This is a genomic window from Paenibacillus endophyticus, assembly GCF_014192395.1.
GTDB lineage: Bacteria > Bacillota > Bacilli > Paenibacillales > Paenibacillaceae > Pristimantibacillus > Pristimantibacillus endophyticus.
On the sequence record NZ_JACHXW010000032.1, the window covers coordinates 41,419 to 66,896 of the forward strand.

At 48.6% G+C, this 25,478-nt stretch carries 24 protein-coding genes; all 24 read left to right on the forward strand.

The features are described 5' to 3' along the window. Positions 1-13: 13 nt before the first annotated feature. The gene (locus FHS16_RS30230) at positions 14-286 is read left to right on the forward strand and encodes an HU family DNA-binding protein (protein ID WP_053373361.1); all 273 of its coding nucleotides are present in this window, start codon (positions 14-16) and stop codon (positions 284-286) included. A gap of 3 nt (positions 287-289) precedes the next feature. Next, on the forward strand, positions 290-580 hold the full coding sequence (locus tag FHS16_RS30235) for an RNA-binding S4 domain-containing protein (RefSeq protein ID WP_183571266.1): 291 nt from the start codon (positions 290-292) through the stop codon (positions 578-580). Between the two features lie 124 nt (positions 581-704). Continuing rightward, the gene (locus tag FHS16_RS30240) at positions 705-1,004 is read left to right on the forward strand and encodes a hypothetical protein (RefSeq protein ID WP_183571268.1); all 300 of its coding nucleotides are present in this window, start codon (positions 705-707) and stop codon (positions 1,002-1,004) included. A gap of 166 nt (positions 1,005-1,170) precedes the next feature. Continuing rightward, positions 1,171-1,458, forward strand: coding sequence for a sporulation protein YabP (gene yabP, locus FHS16_RS30245; RefSeq protein WP_183571270.1), 288 nt, complete (start codon positions 1,171-1,173; stop codon positions 1,456-1,458). Next, a complete protein-coding gene (gene yabQ / locus FHS16_RS30250; RefSeq protein WP_312891131.1) occupies positions 1,455-2,063 on the forward strand; it encodes a spore cortex biosynthesis protein YabQ in 609 nt (202 codons plus the stop codon). The genes yabP and yabQ overlap by 4 nt, the downstream gene beginning before the upstream one ends. An 8-nt stretch (positions 2,064-2,071) precedes the next feature. Continuing rightward, on the forward strand, positions 2,072-2,383 hold the full coding sequence (locus tag FHS16_RS30255; protein ID WP_183571273.1) for an FtsB family cell division protein: 312 nt from the start codon (positions 2,072-2,074) through the stop codon (positions 2,381-2,383). A gap of 148 nt (positions 2,384-2,531) precedes the next feature. Beyond that, the gene (locus tag FHS16_RS30260) at positions 2,532-3,056 is read left to right on the forward strand and encodes a S1 domain-containing RNA-binding protein (RefSeq protein ID WP_183571275.1); all 525 of its coding nucleotides are present in this window, start codon (positions 2,532-2,534) and stop codon (positions 3,054-3,056) included. A 700-nt stretch (positions 3,057-3,756) separates the two neighbouring features. Continuing rightward, positions 3,757-6,249, forward strand: coding sequence for a stage II sporulation protein E (spoIIE, locus tag FHS16_RS30265; protein ID WP_183571277.1), 2,493 nt, complete (start codon positions 3,757-3,759; stop codon positions 6,247-6,249). Between the two features lie 444 nt (positions 6,250-6,693). Continuing rightward, the gene (locus FHS16_RS30270; protein ID WP_183571279.1) at positions 6,694-7,419 is read left to right on the forward strand and encodes a vWA domain-containing protein; all 726 of its coding nucleotides are present in this window, start codon (positions 6,694-6,696) and stop codon (positions 7,417-7,419) included. Further along, positions 7,403-8,326, forward strand: coding sequence for a protein kinase domain-containing protein (locus tag FHS16_RS30275; RefSeq protein ID WP_183571281.1), 924 nt, complete (start codon positions 7,403-7,405; stop codon positions 8,324-8,326). Before FHS16_RS30270 ends, FHS16_RS30275 begins: the two co-directional genes overlap by 17 nt. A gap of 33 nt (positions 8,327-8,359) precedes the next feature. Beyond that, positions 8,360-9,772: a tRNA lysidine(34) synthetase TilS gene (tilS, locus tag FHS16_RS30280; protein ID WP_183571283.1), complete on the forward strand. Its 1,413-nt coding sequence runs from the start codon at positions 8,360-8,362 to the stop codon at positions 9,770-9,772. 51 nt (positions 9,773-9,823) lie between these two features. Further along, a complete protein-coding gene (gene hpt / locus FHS16_RS30285; RefSeq protein ID WP_183571285.1) occupies positions 9,824-10,363 on the forward strand; it encodes a hypoxanthine phosphoribosyltransferase in 540 nt (179 codons plus the stop codon). Between the two features lie 98 nt (positions 10,364-10,461). Next, positions 10,462-12,462, forward strand: a complete 2,001-nt coding sequence (gene ftsH, locus FHS16_RS30290) for an ATP-dependent zinc metalloprotease FtsH (protein WP_183571287.1) — start codon at positions 10,462-10,464, stop codon at positions 12,460-12,462. Positions 12,463-12,811: 349 nt separating this feature from the next. Then, entirely contained in the window at positions 12,812-13,879 is a 1,068-nt protein-coding gene (locus FHS16_RS30295; RefSeq protein WP_183571289.1) for a BMP family lipoprotein, read from the forward strand. Between the two features lie 163 nt (positions 13,880-14,042). Beyond that, a complete protein-coding gene (locus FHS16_RS30300) occupies positions 14,043-15,578 on the forward strand; it encodes an ABC transporter ATP-binding protein (RefSeq protein ID WP_183571290.1) in 1,536 nt (511 codons plus the stop codon). A gap of 5 nt (positions 15,579-15,583) precedes the next feature. Further along, positions 15,584-16,666, forward strand: a complete 1,083-nt coding sequence (locus tag FHS16_RS30305; protein ID WP_183571292.1) for an ABC transporter permease — start codon at positions 15,584-15,586, stop codon at positions 16,664-16,666. Next, a complete protein-coding gene (locus FHS16_RS30310; RefSeq protein ID WP_183571294.1) occupies positions 16,667-17,629 on the forward strand; it encodes an ABC transporter permease in 963 nt (320 codons plus the stop codon). Between the two features lie 494 nt (positions 17,630-18,123). Then, entirely contained in the window at positions 18,124-19,062 is a 939-nt protein-coding gene (gene nadA / locus FHS16_RS30315; RefSeq protein ID WP_183571296.1) for a quinolinate synthase NadA, read from the forward strand. A 122-nt stretch (positions 19,063-19,184) separates the two neighbouring features. Continuing rightward, the gene (gene nadB / locus FHS16_RS30320) at positions 19,185-20,798 is read left to right on the forward strand and encodes an L-aspartate oxidase (protein WP_183571332.1); all 1,614 of its coding nucleotides are present in this window, start codon (positions 19,185-19,187) and stop codon (positions 20,796-20,798) included. Beyond that, positions 20,791-21,675: a carboxylating nicotinate-nucleotide diphosphorylase gene (gene nadC / locus FHS16_RS30325; RefSeq protein ID WP_183571297.1), complete on the forward strand. Its 885-nt coding sequence runs from the start codon at positions 20,791-20,793 to the stop codon at positions 21,673-21,675. The genes nadB and nadC overlap by 8 nt, the downstream gene beginning before the upstream one ends. Next, positions 21,672-22,445 carry a type III pantothenate kinase gene (locus tag FHS16_RS30330; RefSeq protein ID WP_183571299.1) on the forward strand — a complete coding sequence of 258 codons (774 nt, stop codon included), beginning with the start codon at positions 21,672-21,674 and terminating at the stop codon, positions 22,443-22,445. Before nadC ends, FHS16_RS30330 begins: the two co-directional genes overlap by 4 nt. After that, the gene (gene hslO / locus FHS16_RS30335) at positions 22,445-23,353 is read left to right on the forward strand and encodes an Hsp33 family molecular chaperone HslO (protein ID WP_183571301.1); all 909 of its coding nucleotides are present in this window, start codon (positions 22,445-22,447) and stop codon (positions 23,351-23,353) included. Before FHS16_RS30330 ends, hslO begins: the two co-directional genes overlap by 1 nt. A gap of 18 nt (positions 23,354-23,371) precedes the next feature. After that, complete coding sequence (locus FHS16_RS30340; RefSeq protein WP_183571303.1) at positions 23,372-24,376, forward strand: peptidylprolyl isomerase; 1,005 nt, start codon at positions 23,372-23,374, stop codon at positions 24,374-24,376. Between the two features lie 128 nt (positions 24,377-24,504). Then, positions 24,505-25,443: a cysteine synthase A gene (gene cysK / locus FHS16_RS30345; RefSeq protein ID WP_183571305.1), complete on the forward strand. Its 939-nt coding sequence runs from the start codon at positions 24,505-24,507 to the stop codon at positions 25,441-25,443. Positions 25,444-25,478: the final 35 nt, after the last annotated feature.

Here is a 25,478-nt window from a genome sequence, read left to right on the forward strand (position 1 = left end):
GGAGGATTTTATAATGAACAAAACAGACTTGATCAACAACATTGCAGAAAAAAGCGGTTTGACTAAACGTGACGTTGAAGCGGTACTTAACGGCTTCTTGGGCGAAGTAACCGATGCACTTGCAGGCGGAGACAAAGTACAATTGATCGGCTTCGGTACTTTCGAAACTCGCAAACGTGCTGGACGCACTGGCCGCAACCCGCAAACAGGCGCTCCAATCGAAATTTCGGAAGCAAAAGTTCCTGCATTCAAAGCAGGCAACAAGTTGAAAGAAGCTATCCAATAATCTATGCGATTAGATAAATTTCTTAAGGTATCCCGGCTGATCAAACGCCGTACCGTTGCAAAGGATGTTTCCGAGCAAGGGCGCGTATGGATCAACGGCCGCGAAGCGAAAGCGAGCAGTGCCGTGAAAGCAGGGGATGAGCTCCAAATCCAGTACGGCCAGAAAATCGTCACCGTGCGTATCGAACGCACAGCGGAGACGACCCGTAAGGATGAAGCCGGAGAGCTGTATACCTTGGTGAAAGAAGAGCAACGCCAGCGCGAGAACACGCTCGACTGGGAGAAACCGCAATAACAACGAGGCTGCCTACAAGCATTATGCTTGTAGGCAGCCTTTTTTTGAACTTTATTTTTCTAGTTTTCTTCTCTTATGTGTTTCAATTGTTTCAATTCGGTTTACATATTCGGAGGACTTTTTCATGAATGTTTTGCAGCTCCCCATTCCGGAGTATCGGCGGAAGGGTTTTTCTTTGATCAGTCATGCCATTTCGTTATTTTTCAATAATGTACTGCCCATTTTGTTTATCGTAGCCTTTATTGCTTTGCCGATAGAAGCGATCAAAAATGATTGCTTTTTTGAACCGGATGACAGTGCGCTATTTATCCCGGATAACCGAATGGATAATTTCGTTAAGAACGATCGTATGCTGTTAGTCTTCCTGCAAGAGAAGACAGAGAGAGACGATCAGCCGCAGGATGCTAACGATCAAGCGAGTTAAGTTCTAATTCTCGGCACCGCCCCATAAGCTAGTCTTAACATATAAGGCAGGTTAAGCTTTGTGCTTGCCCCTCTCTTATATTCAACGCAAACCGCATGCCGCGCCGCTTCAGGCCTGCTGGCAGCCGTTTGCGCCTAGACATGTTAAGGAAGCGGAGGACGAGTCTATGGTTGACCAAGGCAAGGGGCAGAAGCGTCAGGAAGTCAAAATGCTTAATCGAAAACTGCTGGAGCTTACGGGCGTCGTGAACGTAGAGAGCTTCGACAGCGAAGAGTTTTTACTTGAGACAGAGCTTGGCTTCCTGGCGGTAAAGGGCCAAAATTTGCATATGAAGCATCTCAGCCTCGAACAGGGAATGGTGGCAATTGAGGGGCTTGTCCATTCGCTCGCCTATATGGATGGCAGCAATGCCTCATCCAAATCCAAAGGATTGTTCGGGAAGCTATTTAAGTGACGCTTAGTATGCAGTGGTTGACGATGGCCGTCATGCTGCTGTCGGGCCTTGGCATGGGAACGGTATTCGACGGCTATCGGGTCGTAACGAATGAGCTGCGGTTCCCGCGCTGGTGGCTCCCGGTGCTTGACGTCATCTATTGGATTGCGGCGGGGCTAATTGTCTTTCGTGTATTGTACGCCAGCAACAATGGCGAGGTGCGGGCGTACGTTTTTATCGGACTGGCTATCGGCATCGTCATCTATTATTTTCTGCTTAGCAGATTCGTCATTGCAATCGTGAAATGGATGATTGGAGCGGTGAGGAAGCTAATCGGATTTATTCTCAAATGTTTGGAAATTCTTGTCGTAAAACCTATCCTGCTGCTCTACAAAGTGCTGATGGTTATTTTTGCGTTTGGGTCTGCGCTCACTATTTTCATCTTGAAAATTGTGATACAATTAGTCCGTCCATTTTGGAAATTGTTTGTTTGGATGGCAGGACCAGCCACAAGGCCGCTTGGCCGCTGGCTATCGCGCTATGCATCCAAATGGCAGCTGAATGAGAAAGCCAGCAGATTGGGACAACAAATCGCTCGATTGTGGGGCAAATGGTTTAGGAGGTAACACCGCTCATGGCAGCAGCAACAGCAGATAATAAGATGCCAGGGAATGCTGGCACGAAACGCCGGTTTAAGCTTTGGATGATGTTCATCGTGCTATTTATGGGCTGGGCGGCGTATACGATCTTTGGCCAGATGCAGCAGAAGAATGCTACCGGCATCAAGCTAAACGCAGTTCAGAGCCAGATAGATGCATCGGTGCAAGAAACCGAAGCGCTCAAACGTCAAGTTGAACGATTAAACGACCCAGAATATATTGAACAGCTAGCAACCAAAGAGCAAGGCATGGTTAAGAAGGGCGTACAGCAAATTTTTAGTGACTAAATAGGGCTCCGAATCGGGTGAACGTCTGTTGACCTTACTTGAACGGTTCGGTTATAATCACGTTAATAGCGTTTTCGCAAAACTTTTAGCATATGCTTATGAACTCAGTTTTGCTTCGCATAACTTTTAGGGAGGAACATTTTATTTTATGGCAATTGAAGTGGGCGCTAAGTTAGAAGGAAAAGTGACAGGCATTACGCATTTTGGGGCATTTGTCGACTTGTCGGGAGGTGTCACGGGTCTTGTTCACATTTCGGAAATTGCTGATAATTACGTCAAAGACGTGAAGGATCACCTGAAAATCGACGATGTCGTGAAAGTAAAAGTGATCAACGTGGACAAAGACGGAAAGATCGGACTTTCCATTAAGCAAGCCATTGACCGGCCAGAAGGCCAACCAGCGCCACAACAACGCGAGCGTCATAGCGGAGGCGGCGGTGGAAGCACTGGCGGCGGTAGTGGTGGTGGTGGTGGTGAACGTTTCAATCGCGGCGGTGGTGGCGGTGGCGGCGGACGTCCCTTCAACAAGCAATCGGCTGGCAGACCTGCATACGGTAAACCGTCATTCGAGGATAAAGTGTCACGGTTCCTGAAAGATAGCGAAGAACGCATCTCCTCTTTGAAGAAGAATACGGAGGGCAAACGCGGCGGACGCGGTGCCAAGCGAGTATAAGCTGAATCGTCATAACACTATACATGGAGCAGAACCCTAACCGGTTCTGCTTTTTTTGCAAATATAAGATTTTTTATGTTTCACGCGATAAAGTATTCTTCTATTTCTACGAGAAACGGATACCCACCTCTTACAGAGGAGGGTATCCGTTTCTTATTGAAATATAGGAAAGTATATCATTTCACCATACTTTCTCTATATGTCTTCGCGAAACGTAAGCTTAGCCGCCAGAGGACGGCTTCAGCCGTTTACGCTTGGTTTATTAGGCATATCTGCTTGATTCATTAAGAAAGCGCTTACTGAATGCTGTCGAAGCGGGGCAAAAAGCGTGTATATAGAACGTAATTGCTTGTATTTGCTACGCTTTTGCACGGTCAGTGTCGTTTAAATTTAACGTTTCGCTTGAAAAAAATACTTTTCTCTCATCCTCCTTCATTCCCGACACGATACAACGTCCTTTCGCCACTATATGGAAAGCAGTCGACACAGAATTTGTTGGCTCATACCAGCAAGGAGGATATGGACGAGACACGGTAATCGTATACGGGGCGTATGTTTGCTAGCCTGTGGGTATGCGCTGCGGAGCCGATTATTTTTGTCGGAAAAAAATTTTTGATGTGTTACGTTAACTGACAAACTTCATGCGGACAACCTCCTATAATGAAAAACACATTACATTCGGAAATGGTGGTGTCTGCTCATGGAAAAGGAAAACGCGGTTGTGCTTCCAGGTGTGAAACGGACTGGTTTAGCTAGAGCGATGATGCAGAAAGGGCGGGAGTGGGCGGCTGCACGCCGGTTCATTCAAGTCATTTTGGCCAAGAAGTGGACATTTTTACTCGTTGGTGTAGCTTTTTTACTTGGAAGAGCGGTTATTCTTGAATCGCTGATGCCGTTCGCTATTGCATACTTTGCAGTCATTTATTTCATGAGGCGAGATATTTACCCATGGGTAGCCATCTCTCTTGTGGCAGGCAGCTGGCTGGCGGCTGATCCAGCGCCTATGTGGATTGCGATGGAAATCGCGGTGTTGTTTTTATTCCTGAAGGGGCTTGAGGCTTATGAGAGGGCTGAGCTTTCTTCGGCGCCAATATTGGTATTCGCATCGACGATATTGGTGCAGATGTTCAGCGTCTTTATTGGGGACGAGCTGAGCTGGTACAATTTCATGCTCGTTGTGGTAGAAGCTGCTCTTGGTTTCGTGCTTACATTGGTGTTCATTCAAGCAATTCCCGTTCTGACGATGACAAAGAAATCTGCCTCGCTCAAAAACGAAGAAATCATATGCTTGATGATATTGCTCGCCTCTGTCATGACGGGGGCTGTTGGGTGGGTGTTTTACGGACTGTCGGCAGAACATGTAATGTCGCGTTATATGCTGCTTCTGTTTGCTTTGGCGGGAGGAGCACCGCTTGGCGCTTCGGTTGGTGTGGTTGCAGGACTCATTCTAAGCTTGGCTGACTTTGGTGCAGTCGTTCAAATGAGCTTACTCGCATTTGCGGGATTGCTGGCTGGCCTGCTGCGTGACGGCGGCAAAATGGCGGCGGCTTTCGGAATGTTGCTTGGCACATCAATTTTATCCATATATGTAGGGAGCCAGGCCGATGTTATGAGCTCGACCTGGGAGTCGGTAGCAGCTGCTACGCTGCTTATGATGACGCCGCGAAGCATGATTCGAACGATTTCCCGTTACGTTCCGGGCACGAATGAGCATGCAAAGTCGCAGCATGATTATGCGAAGCGAGTGCGCGAAGTAACGGCAGACCGCGTGTCGCAATATTCGGAGGTGTTCAAGCAGCTAGCTCGAAGCTTTGGACAGCTTAATAGCAGTGCAACAACCTTAAACAAGGAGGAAGAGATCGGGCACTTTATGAATGCGGTTGCGGAACGAAGTTGTGCAAGCTGCCATCGGCAAAACGCTTGTTGGGAGGACAAGTTCTTTCATACGTACAAAATGATGACGGATATGATGACGGTTGTGGAGGAGGATCGAATTCCGTCTGCCAAGGAAATTCCTAGAGCCTGGTCTGCGCATTGCGTGAAAGCCTCACAGGTGCTTACCGATATGAGACAGCAGTACGAGCTATATCAAAATAATATGCACTGGAAGAAGCAAATATTCGACTCACGCGGACTTGTAGCTGATCAGCTGCAGGGGGTATCGCAGGTTATGGAGGATTTGGCGAAGGAAATTAAACGGGAGGGGCAGACGCTGCATTTGCAGGAGGAGCAAATTCGTGAGGCGGTGGAAGGGCTGGGATTATCGGTTCAAGGCATTGATATCGTAAGCTTGGAGGAGGGAAATGTAGATATTGAGGTGTATCATTCGTTCGGACAGGGCTATGATGAATGCCGCAAAATCATCGCGCCGCTGCTGAGTGACATACTAGGCGAGCACATTGCGGTAAAGTCGGAGATTCCACCATCGAGGAACGGTGAGCCTACGCTGGTTGCTTTCGGATCGGCGAAGCAGTATGAGGTAGAGACAGGTATCGCCGGGGCTGCCAAGGGAGGAGATTTGCTGTCTGGGGACAGCTTCAGCATGGTTGAGCTGGGCAATGGAAAATTCGCCGTGGCAATTAGCGACGGGATGGGAAATGGCGAGCGTGCGAGGCAGGAGAGCAGTGCGGCGCTGTCGATTCTGCAGCAGCTGCTGCAGTCGGGCATGGATGAGAAGCTGGCGGTGAAATCCGTGAATTCGGTATTGCTGCTGCGCTCATCCGATGAAGTATTCGCTACCGTTGATTTGGCGATCGTAGATTTGTACACGGCACAAACGACGTTTATGAAGATAGGCTCTACGCCAAGCTTTATCAAACGAGGAAATGAGGTTATTCCCATTACGGCCAACAACCTGCCTATCGGCATTCTTCAAGATATTGACGTTGATTTCGTATCCATGCAAATGCAGTCTGGAGATACGCTTGTCATGATGAGTGACGGAATATATGATGCGCCGGGATTAGCGGTCAATAAGGAGCTTTGGATGAAACGAATCATAAGCGAGCTGGCAACGGATGATCCGCAAGAAATGGCGGACGCGCTGCTCGAGAAGGTGGTACGACACCATAATGGGGAAATTGTTGATGATATGACTGTGCTTGTGGCACGTATTGATAAGCATTTGCCAGAATGGGCGTCGTTCCGCTTTCCCGGCGTGACACGCATGGAGCGGCCGAGGACGGTGAGCTGATGGTTTTGTAGAGTATTGTGTGAAATAGGCGGCACTTGAACGGTGAGCTAGTGTGCGCTTTCAGATGACCACAGAAAGGATCAAGCCTTTGTTCGTCGGCTTATTTATGGCTGGCGGCCATTAGGCTTTTTATTTGTTGAATCGATGAATGGAGAAAGGGAGGGTTAAGGCTGGAGCTTCTATTGCTCTTTACCACGGTGGCGATTCGATGAAACAGGGTCTATGCTACTATTTAGCTTACATACAGAATAAACCGATGAAAGATATAGGGAATATACATATATGATGAGCGGCAATTGCCGATTTAAAGGAAGATTATCGATCTTTTGCTAGTCTAGCTGTTTATCCCTCTCAAAAAAGGCAAAGCTAATAGAAAGGCTGAGTCCAAGCCTAAGCTTACGATGCTGTGTTTGATTCTCAAACACTTGAGGAGGGTAAACGATAATGAAACAAATATTGTTAATTACGGATGGCTGCTCGAATGTAGGGCTTAGTCCGGTGGTGGCGGCCGCGCATGCACAATCGGAGGGGATATCCGTAAATGTGGTCGGCGTGCTTGATCACGGAGACGTGGGGGAGCTCGGTGCTGCAGAGATTGACGAGATTGCGCGGGCGGGCGGCGGGCTCAGCAGAATGGTCAATATGCGTCAGCTGTCTCAGACCGTGCAGATGATGACGCGCAAGACCGTGGTGCAGACGATTCAGCTTGCGGTGCAGAAGGAATTGAAGCAGGTACTCGGGAACGCGTCGATAGAGGCGCTGCCGCCGGAGAAACGCAGCGATGTCGTGCGCGTTATCGATGAGCTTGGTGAGACGTCGAGGCTCCAAGTGGCTCTGCTGATCGATGCCAGCGCCAGCATGAAGCCGAAGCTCGCGGCAGTAGAGGATGCTATCCATGATTTGATGCTAAGTCTTCAAGCAAGGCAAGGGAAGAGCGAAATATCGGTTTTTCATTTCCCTGGATCCAGGCATGGCGACGACTGCATATTGGACCTCGATTGGACGAGTCACCTGAACGGCGTACACGCCATCTTCCCGAAATTGCAGATGGGCGGAACGACGCCTACAGGTCCTGCGATTATGCATATTGTTGATTTTTATCGCAAGGGCGATTATGGTAGACAGAGCAGAGATGAAACGGATGGGATGATGAGTGACTACGTCGTTTAAGGTTGACCTTCGCCGCGGGATGATGGTGACCGGCAAGTGGAAGCAAGGGAGATACCGGGTGGAGAGGTTGCTTGGTGAGGGCGCAAACGGTAAAGTATATCTCGTACAGCGCGACCGCAGCTGGTATGCGATGAAGCTTGGCATCGATGCGCTTGATCTTCAATCTGAAGTTAATGTGCTGCAATCTATTGCCAAGCAGAAGCAGCATGGGCAAGAGTCTTATTTATTTGACGTGGACGATTTATATGGACCGGACGGCAGAGAATACCCTTTTTATGTAATGCGTTACGTGCTGGGATCCAAAACGGACGACTTCTTGAAGCGGCAAGGCGCAGAATGGTTTCCGCTGGTAGGCCTTAATTTGCTAGGAAAGCTGGCGAAGCTGCATCAAGCAGGTTGGGTGTTTGGCGATTTGAAAGTGGAGAATGTGCTGGTTGCCGATTATGGTCATGTCGAACTTGTCGATTATGGCGGCGTGACGGCAGTTGGCAAGAGCATCCGGCAATTTACAGAAATCTATGACCGAGGTTATTGGAATGGTGGCTCCCGCTCTGCGGACCCGCAGTATGATCTATTTTCATTCGCGGTCTTGTGTATACAGCTGCATGAGCCTAAGCGGCTGCAGCATTTGACAGTAGAGCTGTTGCCGCAGAATCGCTCTGTCGGTGAGCTTATGCAGATCGTGGAAAACAGTCCGGCCTTGAAGCCTGTTGCAGGCTGGCTGCAGAGGGCATTTGCCGGTCAATTCGCGGATGCGGGCGATGCTTCAGCAGCATGGCGTTCGTTGATGCATAGGCGTGACACCCATAGGTCGTCCTCGACACCTTTCTGGCTAAAGGGGCTTGCAGCCGCTTCTGCCGTGCTGCTAGGAATATCGGTATATTGGCTGCTGCGTAATTTGATGTAGCGGCAGCATGGAAATGAAGGTGAGGTATTACCTATGAATTTGCAGATGGAACTAGAGAAGGAAGCGGAGGATCGGGGGTTTTGGTCTCCTGGTGATGGCATCGTTGTTGCCGTATCCGGCGGTCCGGACTCCATGGCGCTTCTGCATATGCTCTCTTCTATCGCTAAAAGAAGTGCTATTACCATTATTGCGGCACACGTTAATCACGGCTTTCGCGTGGAGGAATCTGCGCACGAGATGGAGGTCGTTCAATCTTTTGCGGAGCAGCTTGGCGTCGTATTCGAGTCGGTTACGCTTGATATGCCGGCTTATATAGAAGAAACCCGCATGAACGGGCAAGCTGCCTCGCGCGAGCGGCGATATGCATTCCTGCATCAAATTGCCGAACGGTATCAAGCCTCGCGCATCGCGCTTGCACATCATGCGGATGATCAAGCCGAGACGGTGCTTATGCGAATAGTCAGAGGAGCAGGTTTAACAGGACTTGCCGGAATGTCTCTAAAAAGAAGAGAAAAAAACGTGGAACTTATTCGTCCGCTGCTTCGTATGAACAAGTCAGACCTTCTGCGTTACTGCGAAGAGCATCATATTCCTTACTGTACGGATAGCAGCAACAAGGAACGCTATTATTTCCGAAATATCATTCGGCTAGATATTTTGCCTTATCTGTCCAGACATAATCCACAGATCTCCCAATCGCTTCAGCGGCTTGCAGAAGTGGCGGGTGCGGAAGATGATTGGATGGAGAAACAAACCGATGCATTATTTGCGCAGCTCGTAACGTTATCCCCCAATGAATGCGCGATTAGCTGCCTTGATTTGCGCGGTCTCCACGTCGCTTTACAAAGGAGATTGATTAAACTAATATTAAGTTATCTTTCTAAGGAAACGGAAAAGATATCCTTCGAGCAGATTGAGACGATGCGGTTAGCCGCTTCCGCGCAAGCGCCGGCAACTTGGCGTACGGATGCTGGCGCCGGTATTCGCTGTGTTCGCGAGTACGACGGGATGCGCTTCATTTGTGAATCCCAGCTTTCGTCAGGAGAGGCAAGCGACTATTGGTATGAGGCGGTTTTGGATGAGAATAGCCTTGCGGTTGAACCGAGCGGCTGGACGTTTGAGTTTGTCCGAGCGTCCGCGAGTGATGACTGCAAACCCGTTTCACGCTACGAGGCCTGCTTTGATGCTTCGGAGTTAACGTATCCGCTCGTCGTTCGAAATCGTCGGCCGGGCGACAGAATTCAAGTTTTAGGATTAAATGGCTCGAAAAAAGTGCAAGATATGTTCGTTGACGAGAAGATTGCACCGTTGAAGCGAGAGCTATATCCGCTCTTGTTCGACGCAGCAGGGAAATTGCTCTGGATTCCCGGCATCCGCAGATCGAGTCACGCGCTTACGAGCGAGCACACCAAGGATGTGTTGTTCATAAAGGCGCGAGGCGAATAAGAAGCACTGGTACACTCATAAACATAGTTAAGGCGTAGGGGGATTTCTACTTTGCAGAACGATATTCAAGAAGTATTGTACGACGCGCAGCAAATCGGTGATAAGGTAAAAGAGCTTGGCGAAACGCTAAGCAAAGATTTCAACGGGCGCAACCCGCTCGTTATTTGTGTTTTGAAAGGCGCTTTTATTTTCATGGCCGACTTGGTTAAGGAAATGACAGTGCCGCTCGAAATTGATTTCATGGCTGTGTCCAGCTACGGACAATCAACCAAATCTTCCGGAGTCGTGAAGATCATCAAGGATTTGGACGTCTCGGTTGAAGGCCGCGATGTACTTATTGTTGAGGATATTATCGATAGCGGGCTAACGCTCAGCTACCTCATCGATGTTCTGGAGCGTCGTAATGCAAAGTCGGTTACGGTTGTAACCTTGTTCGATAAGCCAGCTCGCCGCACCGTTGAGCTTGAGGCTGACTACAAGGGATTTACGCTACCGGACGAGTTTGTTGTCGGTTATGGTTTGGATTTCGCGGAAAAGTACCGCAATCTCCCTTATATCGGCATTTTGAAGCCGCAGGTTTATGAGAAATAGTTGCGATTCACCCGTACATGCCCTTCTCCGTACACCTCTATTGTTATGGAAAGTCATGATATGGTAAAATATTTTAAGCGTCTGAGAGGAGGTTGGGGATGAATCGGATCATCCGTAATACTGGTTTTTATTTAATTATATTTTTGGTGACCGTTGGGATTTTTCAATTTATCAGCAGCCAAAATAACACGACCGTTGGATTGCGATACGATGAACTCGTAAATGCAATTGAATCAGGAAATGTTAAAGAGTTAAGTCTTAAGTACGAGAACCAATCTTATTTTGTTTCCGGTAAATATAAAGTGAAGCCTGCAGATGCTGAAAACGATCAATTCGTATCGAGGACGGGCATTAGCGCCGAGCCTAAGATAGCTGAATGGTCGAAACAGTACGGTTTTGCTTATGAAACGAAGGAAATGGATCAACCTAGCATCTGGCTAACGTTCCTTACCTCCATTATTCCTTTTGTTATCATCTTTGTCCTGTTCTTCTTCTTAATGAATCAAGCGCAGGGCGGCGGCGGCAAAGTGATGAACTTTGGCAAGAGCAAAGCGCGGCTTTACGATAACGAGAAGAAACGGATTACCTTTGATGATGTCGCCGGGGCTGATGAGGAGAAGCAAGAACTCGTCGAAGTGGTTGACTTCTTGAAGGATCCGCGGAAATTCAACTTGGTTGGTGCTCGCATACCTAAAGGTGTATTGCTTGTGGGTCCTCCAGGTACAGGTAAAACCTTGCTTGCCCGTGCAGTGGCCGGTGAAGCAGGCGTGCCGTTTTTCAGCATTTCGGGTTCTGATTTCGTTGAGATGTTCGTCGGTGTCGGCGCATCCCGTGTTCGCGACTTGTTCGAGAACGCAAAGAAAAACGCTCCTTGTATTATCTTTATCGATGAGATTGATGCTGTAGGCCGTCAGCGCGGCGCCGGACTTGGCGGCGGGCATGACGAGCGCGAGCAAACCCTCAATCAATTGCTGGTTGAGATGGATGGCTTCGGCGCTAACGAAGGAATTATTATCGTTGCGGCAACTAACCGTCCAGATATTCTCGATCCAGCCCTTCTTCGTCCGGGCCGCTTTGACCGTCAAATTACGGTTGACCGTCCAGATGTGAAAGGCCGCGAAGCGGTATTGAAAGTACATGCGCGCAATAAGCCGTTAGCTAAGGATGTTAAGCTTGAGGTTATCGCGAAGCGCACAACTGGTTTCAGTGGTGCAGATCTTGAAAACTTACTTAATGAAGCGGCGTTGCTTGCAGCGCGTCGGAACAAAAAAGATATTGCAATGGTTGAGGTTGACGATGCGATCGATCGGATCATTGTCGGTACGGAGAAGAAAAGCCGTGTTGTCAGCGACCGTGAGAAACGAATTGTCGCTTACCATGAAGCGGGACATACAATTGCAGGCTTTTTCTTGGAGCATGCGGATATGGTTCATAAGGTTACGATTATTCCTCGCGGACGCGCTGGCGGTTACGTCATTATGCTTCCGAAAGAAGATCGTATGCTTGTAACGAAGCAGGAGCTTCTCGATAAAATTACCGGCTTGCTTGCTGGCCGCGTCGCGGAAGAGCTCTTTATTGGAGAGATTGGAACGGGCGCTTACAGCGACTTTAAACAAGCGACAAGCATTGTACGCGCAATGATTATGGAGTACGGTATGAGTGATAAGCTCGGACCGATGCAATTCGGCAGCTCGCAAGGCCAAGTATTCCTTGGCCGCGATATCGGGCATGAGCAGAACTACTCGGATGCCATCGCCTATGAGATCGATCAAGAAATGCAGTCCATTATTACGGATTGTTATGATCGTGCGAAGAAGTTGTTGTCCGAGAAGAGCAAGGAAATGCATTTGATTGCCCAAACGCTCCTTAGTGAAGAAACGCTTGAGCTTGAGCAAATCAAACGTTTAGTCGAAACAGGTTCTTTGAATGGGGCCTTACCTTCCGACGGAGCAGCAGATACGATTGAACCAACAACAGAGCCGATTGTAGAAACGATTGGCGACGTAAAGGTTCGTATCCAAACTCGTGAGCAGGATGAAGTGAAAGGTCCAAGCTTAGAAAAACGCGACAACACAGACGAACCAGACAAGAACGAGTAGATTATTGGAGTTATGGCTAGCTATAGTCGTTCTGCTACTTGTAAGAGTAGCGGGACGACTATTTTTTACTTTATTAATGTTCGGATTTAGCCTATAATACACGTATAAACCACAAGCGGAAAAACAAGAAAGCTAACGTGAAGGTTTATATTTTTTTGGCTGTATATTACATAAATGTTACATTGATATAAAATCAATGATTTTGTGTCACAAAACCTGACATTAAATCATTGACGTTTATTTTTTTGTAACTATAATGAAATAATAGCGGCCAGTAACAGCAAGACTAAGAAGGTATAACAGGGGTTGCACAGCTTTAACAAAACAAGAAGCAAGGGAGAGAACACGCATGAAAAAAACATTTAGTCTAATGCTCGTGATGATGATCGCGTTGACACTTGTATTGTCGGCTTGCGGAGCAAAGAATAACAATGAGGGCGGAACAAACGGAGGTGCCAACGAAGGTACCAACGAAGGTACTAAAGTAGAGTCCGATGGATCGGGTAAAGACTTTAAGATTGGTATGGTAACGGATGTTGGCGGCGTACATGACAAATCCTTTAACCAAAGCGCATGGGAAGCTCTTGAGACTGTAACGGCCGAAACGGGTGCTGTTACGAAGTTTCTAGAGAGCAAAGGCGAAGCGGATATGGAGCCGAACCTGAACAGCTTCGTTAAAGAAGGCTACAACCTGACTTGGGGTATCGGTTTCTTGTTCAACGATGCACTAAGCAAAGTGGCAAAAGAAAACCCGGATGCTAAGCTTGCTGTTATCGACAGCGTAATTGAAGCGCCAAACGTTGCTTCCATTACTTTTGCTGAGCATGAAGGTTCTTTCTTGGTAGGCGTTGTTGCAGGCCTTATGACGAAAACAAATAAAATCGGTTTTGTAGGCGGAATGGAAATTCCGGTTATCAAAAAATTTGAAGCTGGTTTCAAAGCAGGCGTTGCTGCTGTTAAGCCGGATGCTAAAGTTGAAGTTGACTATACAGGCGACTTCGGTAAGCCTGACCTTGGCAAACTGGCTGCTGCTACGATGTACGATGGCGGCGTAGATATTATTTTCCACGCAGCTGGCGGAACGGGTAACGGTGTTTTCAACGAAGCGAAAGCACGTAAAGACAATGGCGATGCCGTTTGGGTTATCGGCGTAGATAAAGACCAATCGCTGGAGTTCGGCGATGAAATCACGCTTACTTCGATGATGAAGGGCGTAGAAGCTGCCGTTCATAAAGTATCCAAGGACTTGATCGCAGGCAATTTCGCAGGCGGTACAACACAAGAGCTTGGCTTGAAAGATGATGCTGTAGGCTTGCCGGATACATCTTCCAAGAACGTCCCTGCTGATGTACTTGAAAAAGTGGCAGAATACAAAGCAAAAATCGTTAGCGGCGAAATCAAAGTGCCTACTGAATAGTTTTCACTATTCCTTGGTATCCTTTGTTTGAGGTTCGTTTGCAGATTGCATCAGACAAGACCGGCTTCGGCCGGTCTTTATTCTTTTTTATTTTAAGAAATATGTGTATAATGTGCTTGCGCTACATGTTTTTATAGCGGTAGAACCGGGGAGATGATAAGGAATGGACCGGAGCTTAACGGCAGTACAGTTAAAAGGAATAACGAAACGGTTTCCTGGGTTGGTAGCTAATGATTCCATTAATTTCGAGTTGAAAAAAGGCGAAATTCACGCCTTGCTTGGCGAGAACGGTGCAGGCAAATCAACACTGATGAACATTTTGTTTGGGTTATATCAGCCTGACGAAGGCGAGATTTGGATTAACGGGAAACAGACAGTTATCGAGGGTGCTTCGCGGGCTATCGAATTAGGAATCGGAATGGTGCATCAGCATTTCAAGCTCGTACAACCTTTCACGGTTGCAGAGAATATTGTGCTTGGCAATGAGCCTGTAAAGGGGCTGAAAATTGACTATAAGCTTGCAAATGAGAAGGTTCGGACAATCTCTGAACGTTATGGTCTGAAGGTAGACCCTCAGGCGCGAATTAAAGATATTACGGTCGGCATGCAGCAACGCGTAGAAATTTTAAAAACGTTGTACCGGGGAGCGGAAATCGTCATTTTTGACGAACCGACTGCCGTATTGACCGTGCAGGAAATTGAAGAGCTCATTGAAATTATTCGAAATCTTGCCGCAGAAGGCAAATCGATTATTATCATTACGCATAAGCTGAAAGAGGTTATGGCCCTTGCGGATTCTGTAACCGTTATTAGACGAGGCAAGGTGATCAAGACCGTCACAACCGATGAAACGAATGAGCAGCAGCTTGCTGAACTTATGGTGGGCCGGGATGTTTCCTTTGAAGTGAAGAAAACAAAACGCGAGCCTGGCGAGGTTATTCTGGCGGTGGACAACCTGAAGATGAAAGGCGAGCAAGGCAAAAATGCATTGAACGGCGTCAGCTTGGATATTCGGGCCGGCGAGATTCTAGGCATTGCAGGCGTTGACGGGAACGGGCAAAGCGAGCTTATCTATGCGATAACGGGTATGCGGAAGGTCGAAGGAGGCGCTGTGAAGCTGAACGGGCGCGATATGACGAACCATTCCCCTCGTGATGTATCGGTTGCAGGCGTTGGCCATATCCCGGAGGACAGGCATAAGCATGGCCTCGTGCTGGACTTCAGCGTCAGCGAGAACATGATCCTCAACACTTATTTCGAACCGGAATTCGGGAAAACGATGTTTATTGATTATAAAGCGATGGATACGCTCTCGGATAAGCTGGTCAAAGAGTTCGATGTCCGCTCATCCGGCATTCACACGCATGCACGCGCGCTGTCTGGGGGCAATCAGCAGAAAGCGATAATCGCAAGGGAGTTGCACAAGGATCCCGATCTGCTTATTGCGGTGCAGCCGACACGGGGGCTTGATATCGGAGCAATTGAATATGTGCATAAGCGTCTAGTACAAGCCCGGAACGAGGGCAAGGCGATTCTGCTCGTCTCTTTTGAGCTTGATGAGCTTTATGCTTTGTCCGACCGCATAGCGGTTATGTACGAAGGCAGGCTGATGGGCGAAGTAGACGCAGAGAAAAGAGACGATCAACAGCTGGGCCTTATGATGGCCGGCAACAAGGCAACAGCCGACGGGAGAGGATAGCGCGCATGGAAATGTTGAGAAAAATATTTAGTAAATCGTCTATCCTCATACCTTTGGTTGCGATCATCCTCGGTCTAATCGTAGGTGCAATTGCGATGCTGGCTGGCGGATACAATCCGATTCTTGCCTATTCGTCCCTGCTGGATAAGCTGTTCAGCACGCCTTACAATCTTGGTGAAGCGATTCGAGCCATTACACCGCTCATATTTACCGGTCTTGCGGTATCGTTTGCATTCCGTACCGGATTGTTCAATATCGGGGTAGAAGGTCAGTTTGTCATGGGTATGACAGGCGCAACGATCATCGGCGTTTTGCTCGATCTACCGTGGTACATCCACGCTCCTCTCGCCATCATAACAGGCGCGGTATTCGGCGGCTTGTGGGCAGGCATTGCGGGTTATCTGAAAGCGAAGCGCGGCGTTAACGAGGTTATTTCCTCTATCATGCTCAATTGGATTGCCTTGTTTCTGTCCAACTTCATCGTTGCGAAGTTCCTTGTGGAAAAGGGACAACAGAAATCGATGACGGTTCATGAATCCGCTATGGTCAAAATCGATTGGCTGATCAAGCTGACGGATAATGCCCGTATGCACTGGGGAACCATCATTGCGATTGTCTGCGTTATCGTATTTTACATCGTACTATGGCGGACAAAGCAGGGCTATGAGCTGCGTGCAGTTGGCCATAATCCCGATGCAGCCCTTTATGCGGGGATGAATGTCAATGTAACGATGGTGAAATCGATGTTCATAAGCGGTGTGTTTGCGGGCCTTGGCGGGGTTTTTGAAATTCTAGGTGTATTCGGCAATCAAACTGTGATGGCTGCTTCTCCTGGCTATGGGTTTGACGGTATCGCAGTAGCGCTGCTTGGTGGCAATACCCCGATTGGCGTTCTGTTAGGCGCTGTTTTATTCGGCGGACTAAGCTATGGCTCGGCTGGTATGAGCTTTGGTGCAGGCGTTCCTCCAGAGGTTGTTCGCATCGTGATCGGCGCCGTCATTTTCTTCGTTGCTTCGCATGGATTAGTGAAGTGGTTCCTAAAGCCTTTTCTAAATAAACGTGCGAGCAAGCGGAAGGAGGCGGCGTAGATGGACGTACTTGAAATCATTGGACAGCTCATAAATACAACGCTTGTCTTTTCTACCGCGCTGATCTTTACAGCGCTTGGGGGAATGTATTCGGAGCGCTCGGGTGTCGTTAACATTGGTCTTGAAGGTTTAATGGTGTCAGGCGCGTTTGCTGCGGCTGTCGCTACCGAATATGCGATTCAAGCGGGTCTTGGCGGCGTTTCGCCGTGGATTGGTTTTATCGCGGCAGCTATCTACGGCGTGCTGTTCTCATTGCTTCATGCGATATCGACCATTACGTTTCGGGCGGATCAAACGGTCGTGGGCGTCGTTATTAATATTTTATCGTTAGGTTTATCCCTATACCTGACAAAGAGCCTGTACGCGGGCTCGGGGCAAACACCTCTTCTTGAAAATGTGTTTCATAAATGGCAGATTCCGTTTTTATCGGATATACCGCTGCTTGGCAGGGCGATATTTACCGCTTACCCGACAACTTATATCGCGCTCGCCCTTGCTGTTATCAGCTACTTCATTCTGTTCCGTACTCCTTTTGGGCTGCGTCTTCGCGCTGTAGGCGAGCATCCGAGCTCGGCGGATACAGTTGGGATTAGCGTGACAAAGTATCGTTACATCGGGGTTCTGCTTAGCGGAGCACTAGCCGGTCTTGGCGGCGCGACGATTACTTTGACCACGACAAGCAGCTTCGCGCATAATACAATTTCGGGCCAAGGCTTCATCGCGCTTGCCGCGTTGATATTTGGCAAATGGAATCCGCTTGGCTTAGTAGGCGCGGCTATGTTCTTCGGTCTCGCACAAGCGCTCAGAAGCTTTATGCAGCGATTTGAATTCGCACAGCAAATTCCGGCGGAGTTCTTCTATATGCTGCCTTATGTATTGACCTTGATCGTTCTAGCGGGTGCCGTTGGCCGTTCCAATGCACCTTCTGCGCTTGGTCAGCCATACGATCCAGCGAAGCGTTAATTGAAAAGAAAAGTCTCTTTCCATTGAGGAGAGAGACTTTTCTTTTTAAAATATAAGACTTATACGCACGCGATAAAGTATTCTTCTATTTCTACGAGAAACGAATACCGTCTATTTGCAGAGGACGGCGAAGCCGTTTCTTCTTGTGTAGCAGTGCATCCGATCCCAACTGCTTAATTGCCTAATATCGCCATAATAGGCGTGGATCGTCGAAATGGCTCGGATTTTATGCTAAGAAAGCCCGTTTGCTGCGAATGCTGCCCGGATACAGCTATAAGAAAAATTAATTTGGAATAGTAGGCCCAAAAAGGGCTTTCACGCATTGACAGTAGCATCTACCGCGTGTAAATTAAAACTTAATCAAATGAATTTATCCCTTTTGGTTTAAACTATAGGTAAGCGACTTTCTAAGTTTGTGCATCAATTCACAAAGTTGAGCTTGCCGTATAACGGAATGGGCATACCCCATCCCTCATAAGAGGAGAGGATCTACTGTGGAAGCACTGGCGCTGGAACGCAAAGCGGAGCAAAACCGCGAGCTGCGTGAACGGTTGTTACAGTTGAAGAAAGAACGGAATGCTATTATTCTAGCTCATTATTATCAGCGTGATGAAATACAAGAGGTAGCAGATTTCCGGGGCGACTCCTTCTTGCTTGCGCAGAAGGCAGCCCAGACAGATGCTGACGTTATCGTTTTCTGCGGCGTTCACTTTATGGGTGAGAGCGCTAAGATTCTTGCGCCTAACAAAACGGTTATTATACCCGATGAGCGCGCCGGCTGCCCAATGGCAGACATGGTCAGTGTCGATGGTTTGCGCAAGCTGAAAGCGCAGCATCCGAACGCAAAGGTTGTCACCTACATTAACTCGTCTGCAGAAATTAAAGCAGAGACGGATATTTGCTGTACATCAGCAAACGCGGTTAAGGTTGTGAACTCGGTTGAAGGCGATGAAGTGATCTGGGTACCGGATAAAAACCTTGGCCACTATGTGCAGCAGAACACCGATAAGAAGATGATTATCTGGGAAGGCTACTGCAACACGCATGACATGCTTACGGTAAAAGACGTTGAGGAAATGAAAGCAAAATATCCCAACGCACAGTTTGTTGTCCATCCAGAGTGCCGTCCCGAAGTTGTGGAACTAGGTGACTTTGTCGGTAGTACAACAGCCATTATCAAATATTGCAAGGAATCCGATTGCCAAGAGTTCATCGTAGGCACGGAGGATGGAACTGGCTACCAGCTTCGTCTAGACAGCCCGGGCAAGACCTTCCATTTTGCATCCAAATATTTGGTTTGCCCGAATATGAAGGTGAATAATTTGAAGAAGCTTGTCAAAGCTTTGGAAACGATGCAGCCTCAAATTTATGTACCGCCTCATGTTGCGGATCAAGCCCGTCTTTCCTTGGAGCGCATGCTGCTTGTGAAGTAAAAAACGCTGCTTTTATGCTCGCAAGATTAGCTTCGCTGCAAATTTTTTGCCTATATTCCATGAAAAGACGTAAGCAGACGGCAGTGAGCCGGGTTTCACCGTTTACGCTTGGGGGAGCCATGATGATTCCTAGATATTTAGTAGATGTGCAGCTAAGTGAGCTGCCTGTTGTTGAAAAAGATGTCATCGTAATCGGGGCCGGCATTGCCGGTCTTTTTACCGCTATACGGGCAAGTGAGAATAACTCCGTTCTAATGATTACGAAAAAATCGCTGCTCGACAGCAATACAAGGTATGCGCAGGGCGGTATCGCCGCCGTTATATCTGACGAGGATTCCCCTGCATACCATAGACAGGACACGCTTATAGCGGGGGCCGGACTATGCTCGGATGAAGCCGTCGATGTATTAGTGCATGAGGGCCCCAAAGGCGTTCGCAGCTTAATTAAAATGGGAACGCAATTCGACTTGGAGAATGGCGAGTTTGCGCTGACGAAGGAAGGCGCCCACAGCCAGCGGCGGATATTGCATGCCAACGGTGACGCTACCGGCTTCGAGATTGTTCGGGCTTTATCGGAAACCGCGGTTGCGAATGATCAAATCGAGGTGTGGGATGACCACTTTGTGATCGATTTGGTCACACAAGACGGCGTTTGCTGTGGCGCTATCGTGCAAAAGCCGGGCGGACAGCGTTTATTCGTCAAAGGCAAAGCCGTTATTCTCAGCTCAGGCGGTGCCGGGCAGCTATACCGCTATACAACAAATCCTGAGGTCGCAACAGGAGACGGCATTGCCATGGCTTACCGAGCTGGAGCATACATACAGGACGTAGAGTTCATTCAATTTCATCCGACTTCACTCTGTTACCCTGGAGCGCCGAGATTTTTAATTTCAGAAGCTGTTCGGGGCGAGGGTGCGTATCTTCGCAATATCAGGGGAGAACGATTCATGGAGCGTTATCATGAGCAGCTGGAGCTGGCTCCTAGGGACGTTGTTGCGCGCGCAATCGTTAGCGAAATGGAAGAGACGAAGTCCACCTTTGTTTATATCGATATTACGCATGAATCACCGGAGATGGTCAAGCACCGTTTTCCTACTATATACGAATACTGTTTGAGATATGGCCTTGATCTGACCTCGGATTGGATTCCGGTAGCCCCAGCCATGCATTATATGATGGGCGGAGTGAAAACGGACTTAAATGGAGAAACAAACATTAAGCGTTTGTTCGCATGCGGAGAGGTTTCATCAACCGGCGTACATGGGGCTAATCGGTTGGCAAGCAATTCGCTGTCTGAAGCGATCGTGTTTGGCAGACGAATTATTAAGCGAATCGAAGAGCTCTCGGAAAATACCATTATCCCCGTTATCGATAAAGACACGAAGCGCAGCAGCACCTCGATTCAAGCAGTCGTCGAAAGACGGCTTAAGCTGCAAAAAATAATGGTTCGTTATGCAGGCTTGAGACGGGATGCCAAAGGGTTAATCAAAGGGCTGGAGGAATTGAAGCGTCAGCTTCCGATCTATCAGTCAGTACTAACTGAACGTGAAGAATTTGAATTTGCTAATTTGCTTACATGCGCTTTGCTGACGACAGAGGCGGCGCTCTCTCGCGAGGAAAGCCGCGGAGCGCATTATCGTGAGGATTTCCCGGCTCGCGACGATGAAATGTGGAGAAAGCATACGGTGTTACACCGTCTATATGGACTGACGGAGGAGCGAATAGAGAATGTTTGAATGGACGGCAGGCGGATATGATACAGCGGTGCGCGAGCAAATTCGCGGCTGGCTTGCAGAGGATATTGGCAGTGGAGACATCACGACAGAGACGACTATACCAAGGGATTCGCGTTCCAAGGCTGTTATCCATGTCAAAGAAAGCGGTATTGTTGCTGGAATTCCAATCGCTAAGCTTGTATTCGAGGTCGTGGATGCATCACTTGTATTCCAGCCTCATGTTAACGACGGGGATCATGTCGCTAAAGGAACGGTACTTGCTACAGTAGAAGGCAGCACGCACAGCTTGCTTATAGGGGAACGACTAGCGCTTAACCTGATGCAAAGGCTGTCCGGCATTGCGACGAAGACGGATGCATTTGTCCGCGCGCTTGAAGGTTTGCCGGTAAGGCTTGTCGATACGCGCAAGACGACGCCAGGCCACCGCATGCTTGAGAAGTACGCAGTGCGCGTAGGCGGCGGAGCCAATCACCGTTTCGGTTTATATGATGCTGTTATGATCAAGGATAACCATATTAAAGGTTCAGGCGGCATTCGTGCTGCTGTTGAGGCTGCACGCAGCAAAATCCCCCATACGATGAAAATTGAAGTGGAGGCGGAATCGCTGGAGCAAGTAGGCGAAGCGCTCGCTTGCGGGGCGGATATTATTATGCTGGACAATATGTCTCCGTCTCTGATGAAAGAAGCCGTAGCTCAAATCAAGCAAGCTTCCCCCCATGTTATCGTAGAAGCGTCAGGCGGCGTTTCATTAGAAACAATAAAGGGTATTGCAGATTGTGGTGTCGATGTCATTTCTGTTGGAGGATTGACCTATTCCTTCCACGCGCTGGACATTAGCTTGGATTTGAATGCGAAGAAGGGTGGGGAACTGCTTTGATCCTCGTCATTGACGTCGGAAACACGAATATCGTACTAGGCATTTACAAAGGAAAAGAGCTCCTTCATCATTGGCGTCTAAGCACGAATCGTTCTGCGACAGTAGATGAATACGGCATAAACATCCATAACCTGTTTCATTATGCTGGCGTAAAGCTTGAGCAGATGGAAGGGGTCATTATTTCCTCCGTTGTGCCTCCATTAATGCGGACACTGGAGCAGCTATGTCTGAAATATTTGCGAAAAATCCCTTTAGTTGTAGGTCCTGGCGTGAAAACCGGATTGAATATCCGTTATGAAAATCCGCGTGAGGTCGGCGCCGATCGCATCGTTAATTCAGTGGCGGGTATCGTTAAATACGGATCGCCGCTTATTGTCGTTGATTTCGGTACGGCAACGACATTCGACTATATTGATGAAGGCGGCAATTACTTAGGCGGAGCAATCGTTCCGGGCATAGGCATTTCGACTGAAGCGCTTTACCAGCGCGCGGCCAAGCTACCGCGTATTGAACTTGTAAAGCCGAAAAGCGTCATAGGCAGAAATCCGGTTACTTCGATGCAGGCTGGTATTATTTTTGGCTATGCGGGTCAAGTAGATGGCATTGTCAAACGGATACGTACCGAATTTGGCGTTTCACCGCGCGTAATTGCCACTGGAGGGCTTGCGGAGTTAATTGCCGCTGAATCGGAAACGATAGAAGAGGTCGATCCGCTGCTGACCCTAGAAGGTCTTCGAATCATATATGAACGCAATCAGGAGGGATTATAATGGATAATCAGCTGAAGGACGTGCTGGTGCGAGGAACGGCATGGGGCGGTAAAATACGAGTGTTTGCGGCTCGCACGACTCAGCTCGTTGAGGAGCTCCGCCAAAGGCATGATACCTATCCAACGGCTACGGCCGCCCTTGGTCGGACATTGACGGCAGGAGCCATCATGGGAGCCATGCTGAAAGGGCAGGAGAAGTTGACCATTCAAGTGAAGGGCGATGGGCCGGTCGGCCAAATCGCCGTGGATGCGAATGCGGAAGGCGAAGTTCGCGGCTACGTTGACAATCCTCACGTGCACTTGCCCAGCAATGCGCAAGGGAAGCTGGATGTAGCGGGCGCAGTCGGGAGCAGCGGATATCTTCATATCACAAAGGATTTGGGAATGAAGGAGCCATATCGCGGCAGCGTCCCGATCGTGTCGGGTGAGCTTGGCGAAGACTTTACTTATTATTTCGCTGTTTCAGAGCAGACGCCTTCCGCTGTGGGATTAGGCGTGCTGGTGGATACGGATAATCATGCCGTGCTGGAATCTGGCGGATTCATCGTACAGCTCCTGCCTGGACTGACGGATGAAGAAATAACGCGGCTGGAGCAAGCGATAGCGTCCTTGCCGCCTGTGACGACCCTTCTATTTGAGGGGGAAACGCCTGAGGGCCTGCTCCGACGAATTGTTGGCGAGGGCGAGCTTCATATACACGATACTATGGATTTAAAGTTCCAGTGCTTTTGTTCATCAGAGCGCGTAGAGCAGACGCTTCTTAGCTTAGGCGAGCATGAACTGCAGCAAATTATAGATGAAGACGGAAAAGCGGAAGTCGTTTGCCAATTTTGCAACGAAGCGTATACATTTGAACGGGCTCAGCTGGAGCTGCTGCTTGCTCAAGCGAAACCGAAGCCGATCCAATAAATTGGAGGCCTTAGGGGAATGAGGAAATACGAGGTGCTTAGGACCGTTGTTATCCTTCAAGCCGTTTGTATGGTCGTATTGACGGTAGTCGTGATTATTAAGGTGTGGCCGGGGAATGACCGCCAGCTGGATAATCAGGCACCAACGAATGTCGGGAGCGAAGAAGAGCCTATAGATCCGGGTAAAGTGGAGCCATCGCCTGAAGGAGACCATTCCGATCAGGAGAACGGACGGCAGGTCATTGCTAGAGTAGGCAAAGAGACCATTACGGCAGCTGATTTGCAGGGCGAGCTCCAGAAGCAATATGGAGAAGCCACTCTGCGATCGCTAATGGTGCGTAGAGCGATTGATCTAGAGTCGGCGGCATTTGATCTGAGCATATCGTCTGATGAGCAAAGCCGTGAGCTGGCGAAAATGGTTGAAGGTTATGAAAGCGAGTCGCGCTATTATGAAGTGATGCAGGAGCAGCTCGGCATGAGTAGGGAACAGGTGCTGGATGAGTTGAATTACCGACTGCTTATGGAGAAAATCGTCATCCGTAGTGTTAACATTACTGACGAAGAGGTTGATCGCTACATTGCGGACCATCCAGAAGAATTTGAAGCAAGAACGCAGCTTCATCTGCAATGGATTATGACCGAGTCATCGAAGGAAGCGAATTCGGTACTCAGGCTGCTTACGGACGGTGCGGATTTCGCTGAGCTGGCGCGTACCTATTCAATCGATTCCTTCACAGCGGATGGAGGCGGAGATCTCGGCTTGATTGATGCGGATGATCCTTTCTACAATTCCGAGATGCTCGAAACAGCGAGCAGATTGCAGGTTGCCGAGATGGCTGGTCCAATAAAGGTGGATGGCGGATTTGCCGTCATTCGACTGATCGAACGACAAATGACCACTACGATGACGGGACGAAGGCTACATGATGCCGTTCGGAAGCAGCTGGCGCTTGAACAAGCCGACTCGCTCGCCGAAATGGAAGATAAGCTGCTGGCCAAATATGATGCAGTGAAAATCGAATAGCATCTCATATAGGCAACGTTTTCAATGGAGTGAGAAAGTCACTATTGACAAGGGATACAAGACATTGTTAAGATGGAATTAGTGAAAATACCAACTGAATTAGTCGGAATAAGGAGGCAGTTATTTCCATGGCCAAAATCGTACAAAGTGTTCTTGATCTTATCGGTGATACTCCGTTAGTTCGTTTAAACCGTCTTGTACCTGAAGGTAGCGCAGAGGTATACGTTAAGCTTGAGTACCAGAATCCGGGCGCAAGTGTTAAAGACCGTATTGCAATCAGCATGATCGAGGTAGCTGAGCAAGAAGGAATTATCAAGCCAGGCGATACGATCATTGAGCCTACTAGCGGCAATACAGGAATCGGACTAGCACTTGTAGCAGCAGCAAAAGGCTATAAGGCTATCCTTGTAATGCCAGAAACAATGAGTATTGAGCGTCGCAACCTGCTTCGTGCTTATGGCGCAGAGCTTGTATTGACGCCAGGCTCCGAAGGAATGAACGGTGCTGTTCGCAAAGCGGAAGAGCTTGCAGCTGAGCACCCTAACTACTTCCTGCCGCAGCAATTCAAAAACCAAGCAAACGTTAAGGTTCACCGCGAAACAACAGGACCTGAGATCGTTGAAGCGATCAATTCGCTTGATGGCAAATTGGATGCATTCGTAGCAGGTATCGGTACGGGCGGTACGATTTCCGGTACGGGCGAAGTGCTTAAGAAAAACTTTGATGGTATCAAAATTTATGCGGTTGAGCCTGCTGCTTCGCCGATCCTATCCGGCGGCAAACCGGGTGCGCACAAAATCCAAGGCATCGGAGCAAACTTCGTGCCTGACATTTTGAACCGCGAAATTTATGATGCTGTTATTACGATCGAGAACGAGGATGCATTCGAATATGCTCGTCGTGCTGCGAAAGAAGAAGGCATTCTTTGCGGTATTTCTTCTGGTGCTGCGATTTATGCAGCCTTGCAAGTGGCGAAAGAGCTTGGCGCAGGCAAACGTGTAGTAGCGATTGTTCCAAGTAACGGCGAACGTTACCTTTCAACTCCGCTATTCAACTTCGAAAACTAATTTCCGATGCTCATAACAAACAGCCTTTCATTCCT

Coding starts and splice junctions, on each gene's coding strand:
- FHS16_RS30340 (WP_183571303.1), top strand. CDS start 23,372: ATGAGGAAATACGAGGTGCTTAGGACCGTTGTTATCCTTCAAGCCGTT.
- cysK (WP_183571305.1), top strand. CDS start 24,505: ATGGCCAAAATCGTACAAAGTGTTCTTGATCTTATCGGTGATACTCCG.
- spoIIE (WP_183571277.1), top strand. CDS start 3,757: ATGGAAAAGGAAAACGCGGTTGTGCTTCCAGGTGTGAAACGGACTGGT.
- tilS (WP_183571283.1), top strand. CDS start 8,360: ATGAATTTGCAGATGGAACTAGAGAAGGAAGCGGAGGATCGGGGGTTT.
- hslO (WP_183571301.1), top strand. CDS start 22,445: ATGGATAATCAGCTGAAGGACGTGCTGGTGCGAGGAACGGCATGGGGC.
- nadB (WP_183571332.1), top strand. CDS start 19,185: ATGATTCCTAGATATTTAGTAGATGTGCAGCTAAGTGAGCTGCCTGTT.
- FHS16_RS30310 (WP_183571294.1), top strand. CDS start 16,667: ATGGACGTACTTGAAATCATTGGACAGCTCATAAATACAACGCTTGTC.
- FHS16_RS30240 (WP_183571268.1), top strand. CDS start 705: ATGAATGTTTTGCAGCTCCCCATTCCGGAGTATCGGCGGAAGGGTTTT.
- FHS16_RS30235 (WP_183571266.1), top strand. CDS start 290: ATGCGATTAGATAAATTTCTTAAGGTATCCCGGCTGATCAAACGCCGT.
- FHS16_RS30270 (WP_183571279.1), top strand. CDS start 6,694: ATGAAACAAATATTGTTAATTACGGATGGCTGCTCGAATGTAGGGCTT.
- nadC (WP_183571297.1), top strand. CDS start 20,791: ATGTTTGAATGGACGGCAGGCGGATATGATACAGCGGTGCGCGAGCAA.
- yabP (WP_183571270.1), top strand. CDS start 1,171: ATGGTTGACCAAGGCAAGGGGCAGAAGCGTCAGGAAGTCAAAATGCTT.
- FHS16_RS30255 (WP_183571273.1), top strand. CDS start 2,072: ATGGCAGCAGCAACAGCAGATAATAAGATGCCAGGGAATGCTGGCACG.
- FHS16_RS30295 (WP_183571289.1), top strand. CDS start 12,812: ATGAAAAAAACATTTAGTCTAATGCTCGTGATGATGATCGCGTTGACA.
- FHS16_RS30230 (WP_053373361.1), top strand. CDS start 14: ATGAACAAAACAGACTTGATCAACAACATTGCAGAAAAAAGCGGTTTG.
- FHS16_RS30260 (WP_183571275.1), top strand. CDS start 2,532: ATGGCAATTGAAGTGGGCGCTAAGTTAGAAGGAAAAGTGACAGGCATT.
- FHS16_RS30305 (WP_183571292.1), top strand. CDS start 15,584: ATGGAAATGTTGAGAAAAATATTTAGTAAATCGTCTATCCTCATACCT.
- ftsH (WP_183571287.1), top strand. CDS start 10,462: ATGAATCGGATCATCCGTAATACTGGTTTTTATTTAATTATATTTTTG.
- FHS16_RS30300 (WP_183571290.1), top strand. CDS start 14,043: ATGGACCGGAGCTTAACGGCAGTACAGTTAAAAGGAATAACGAAACGG.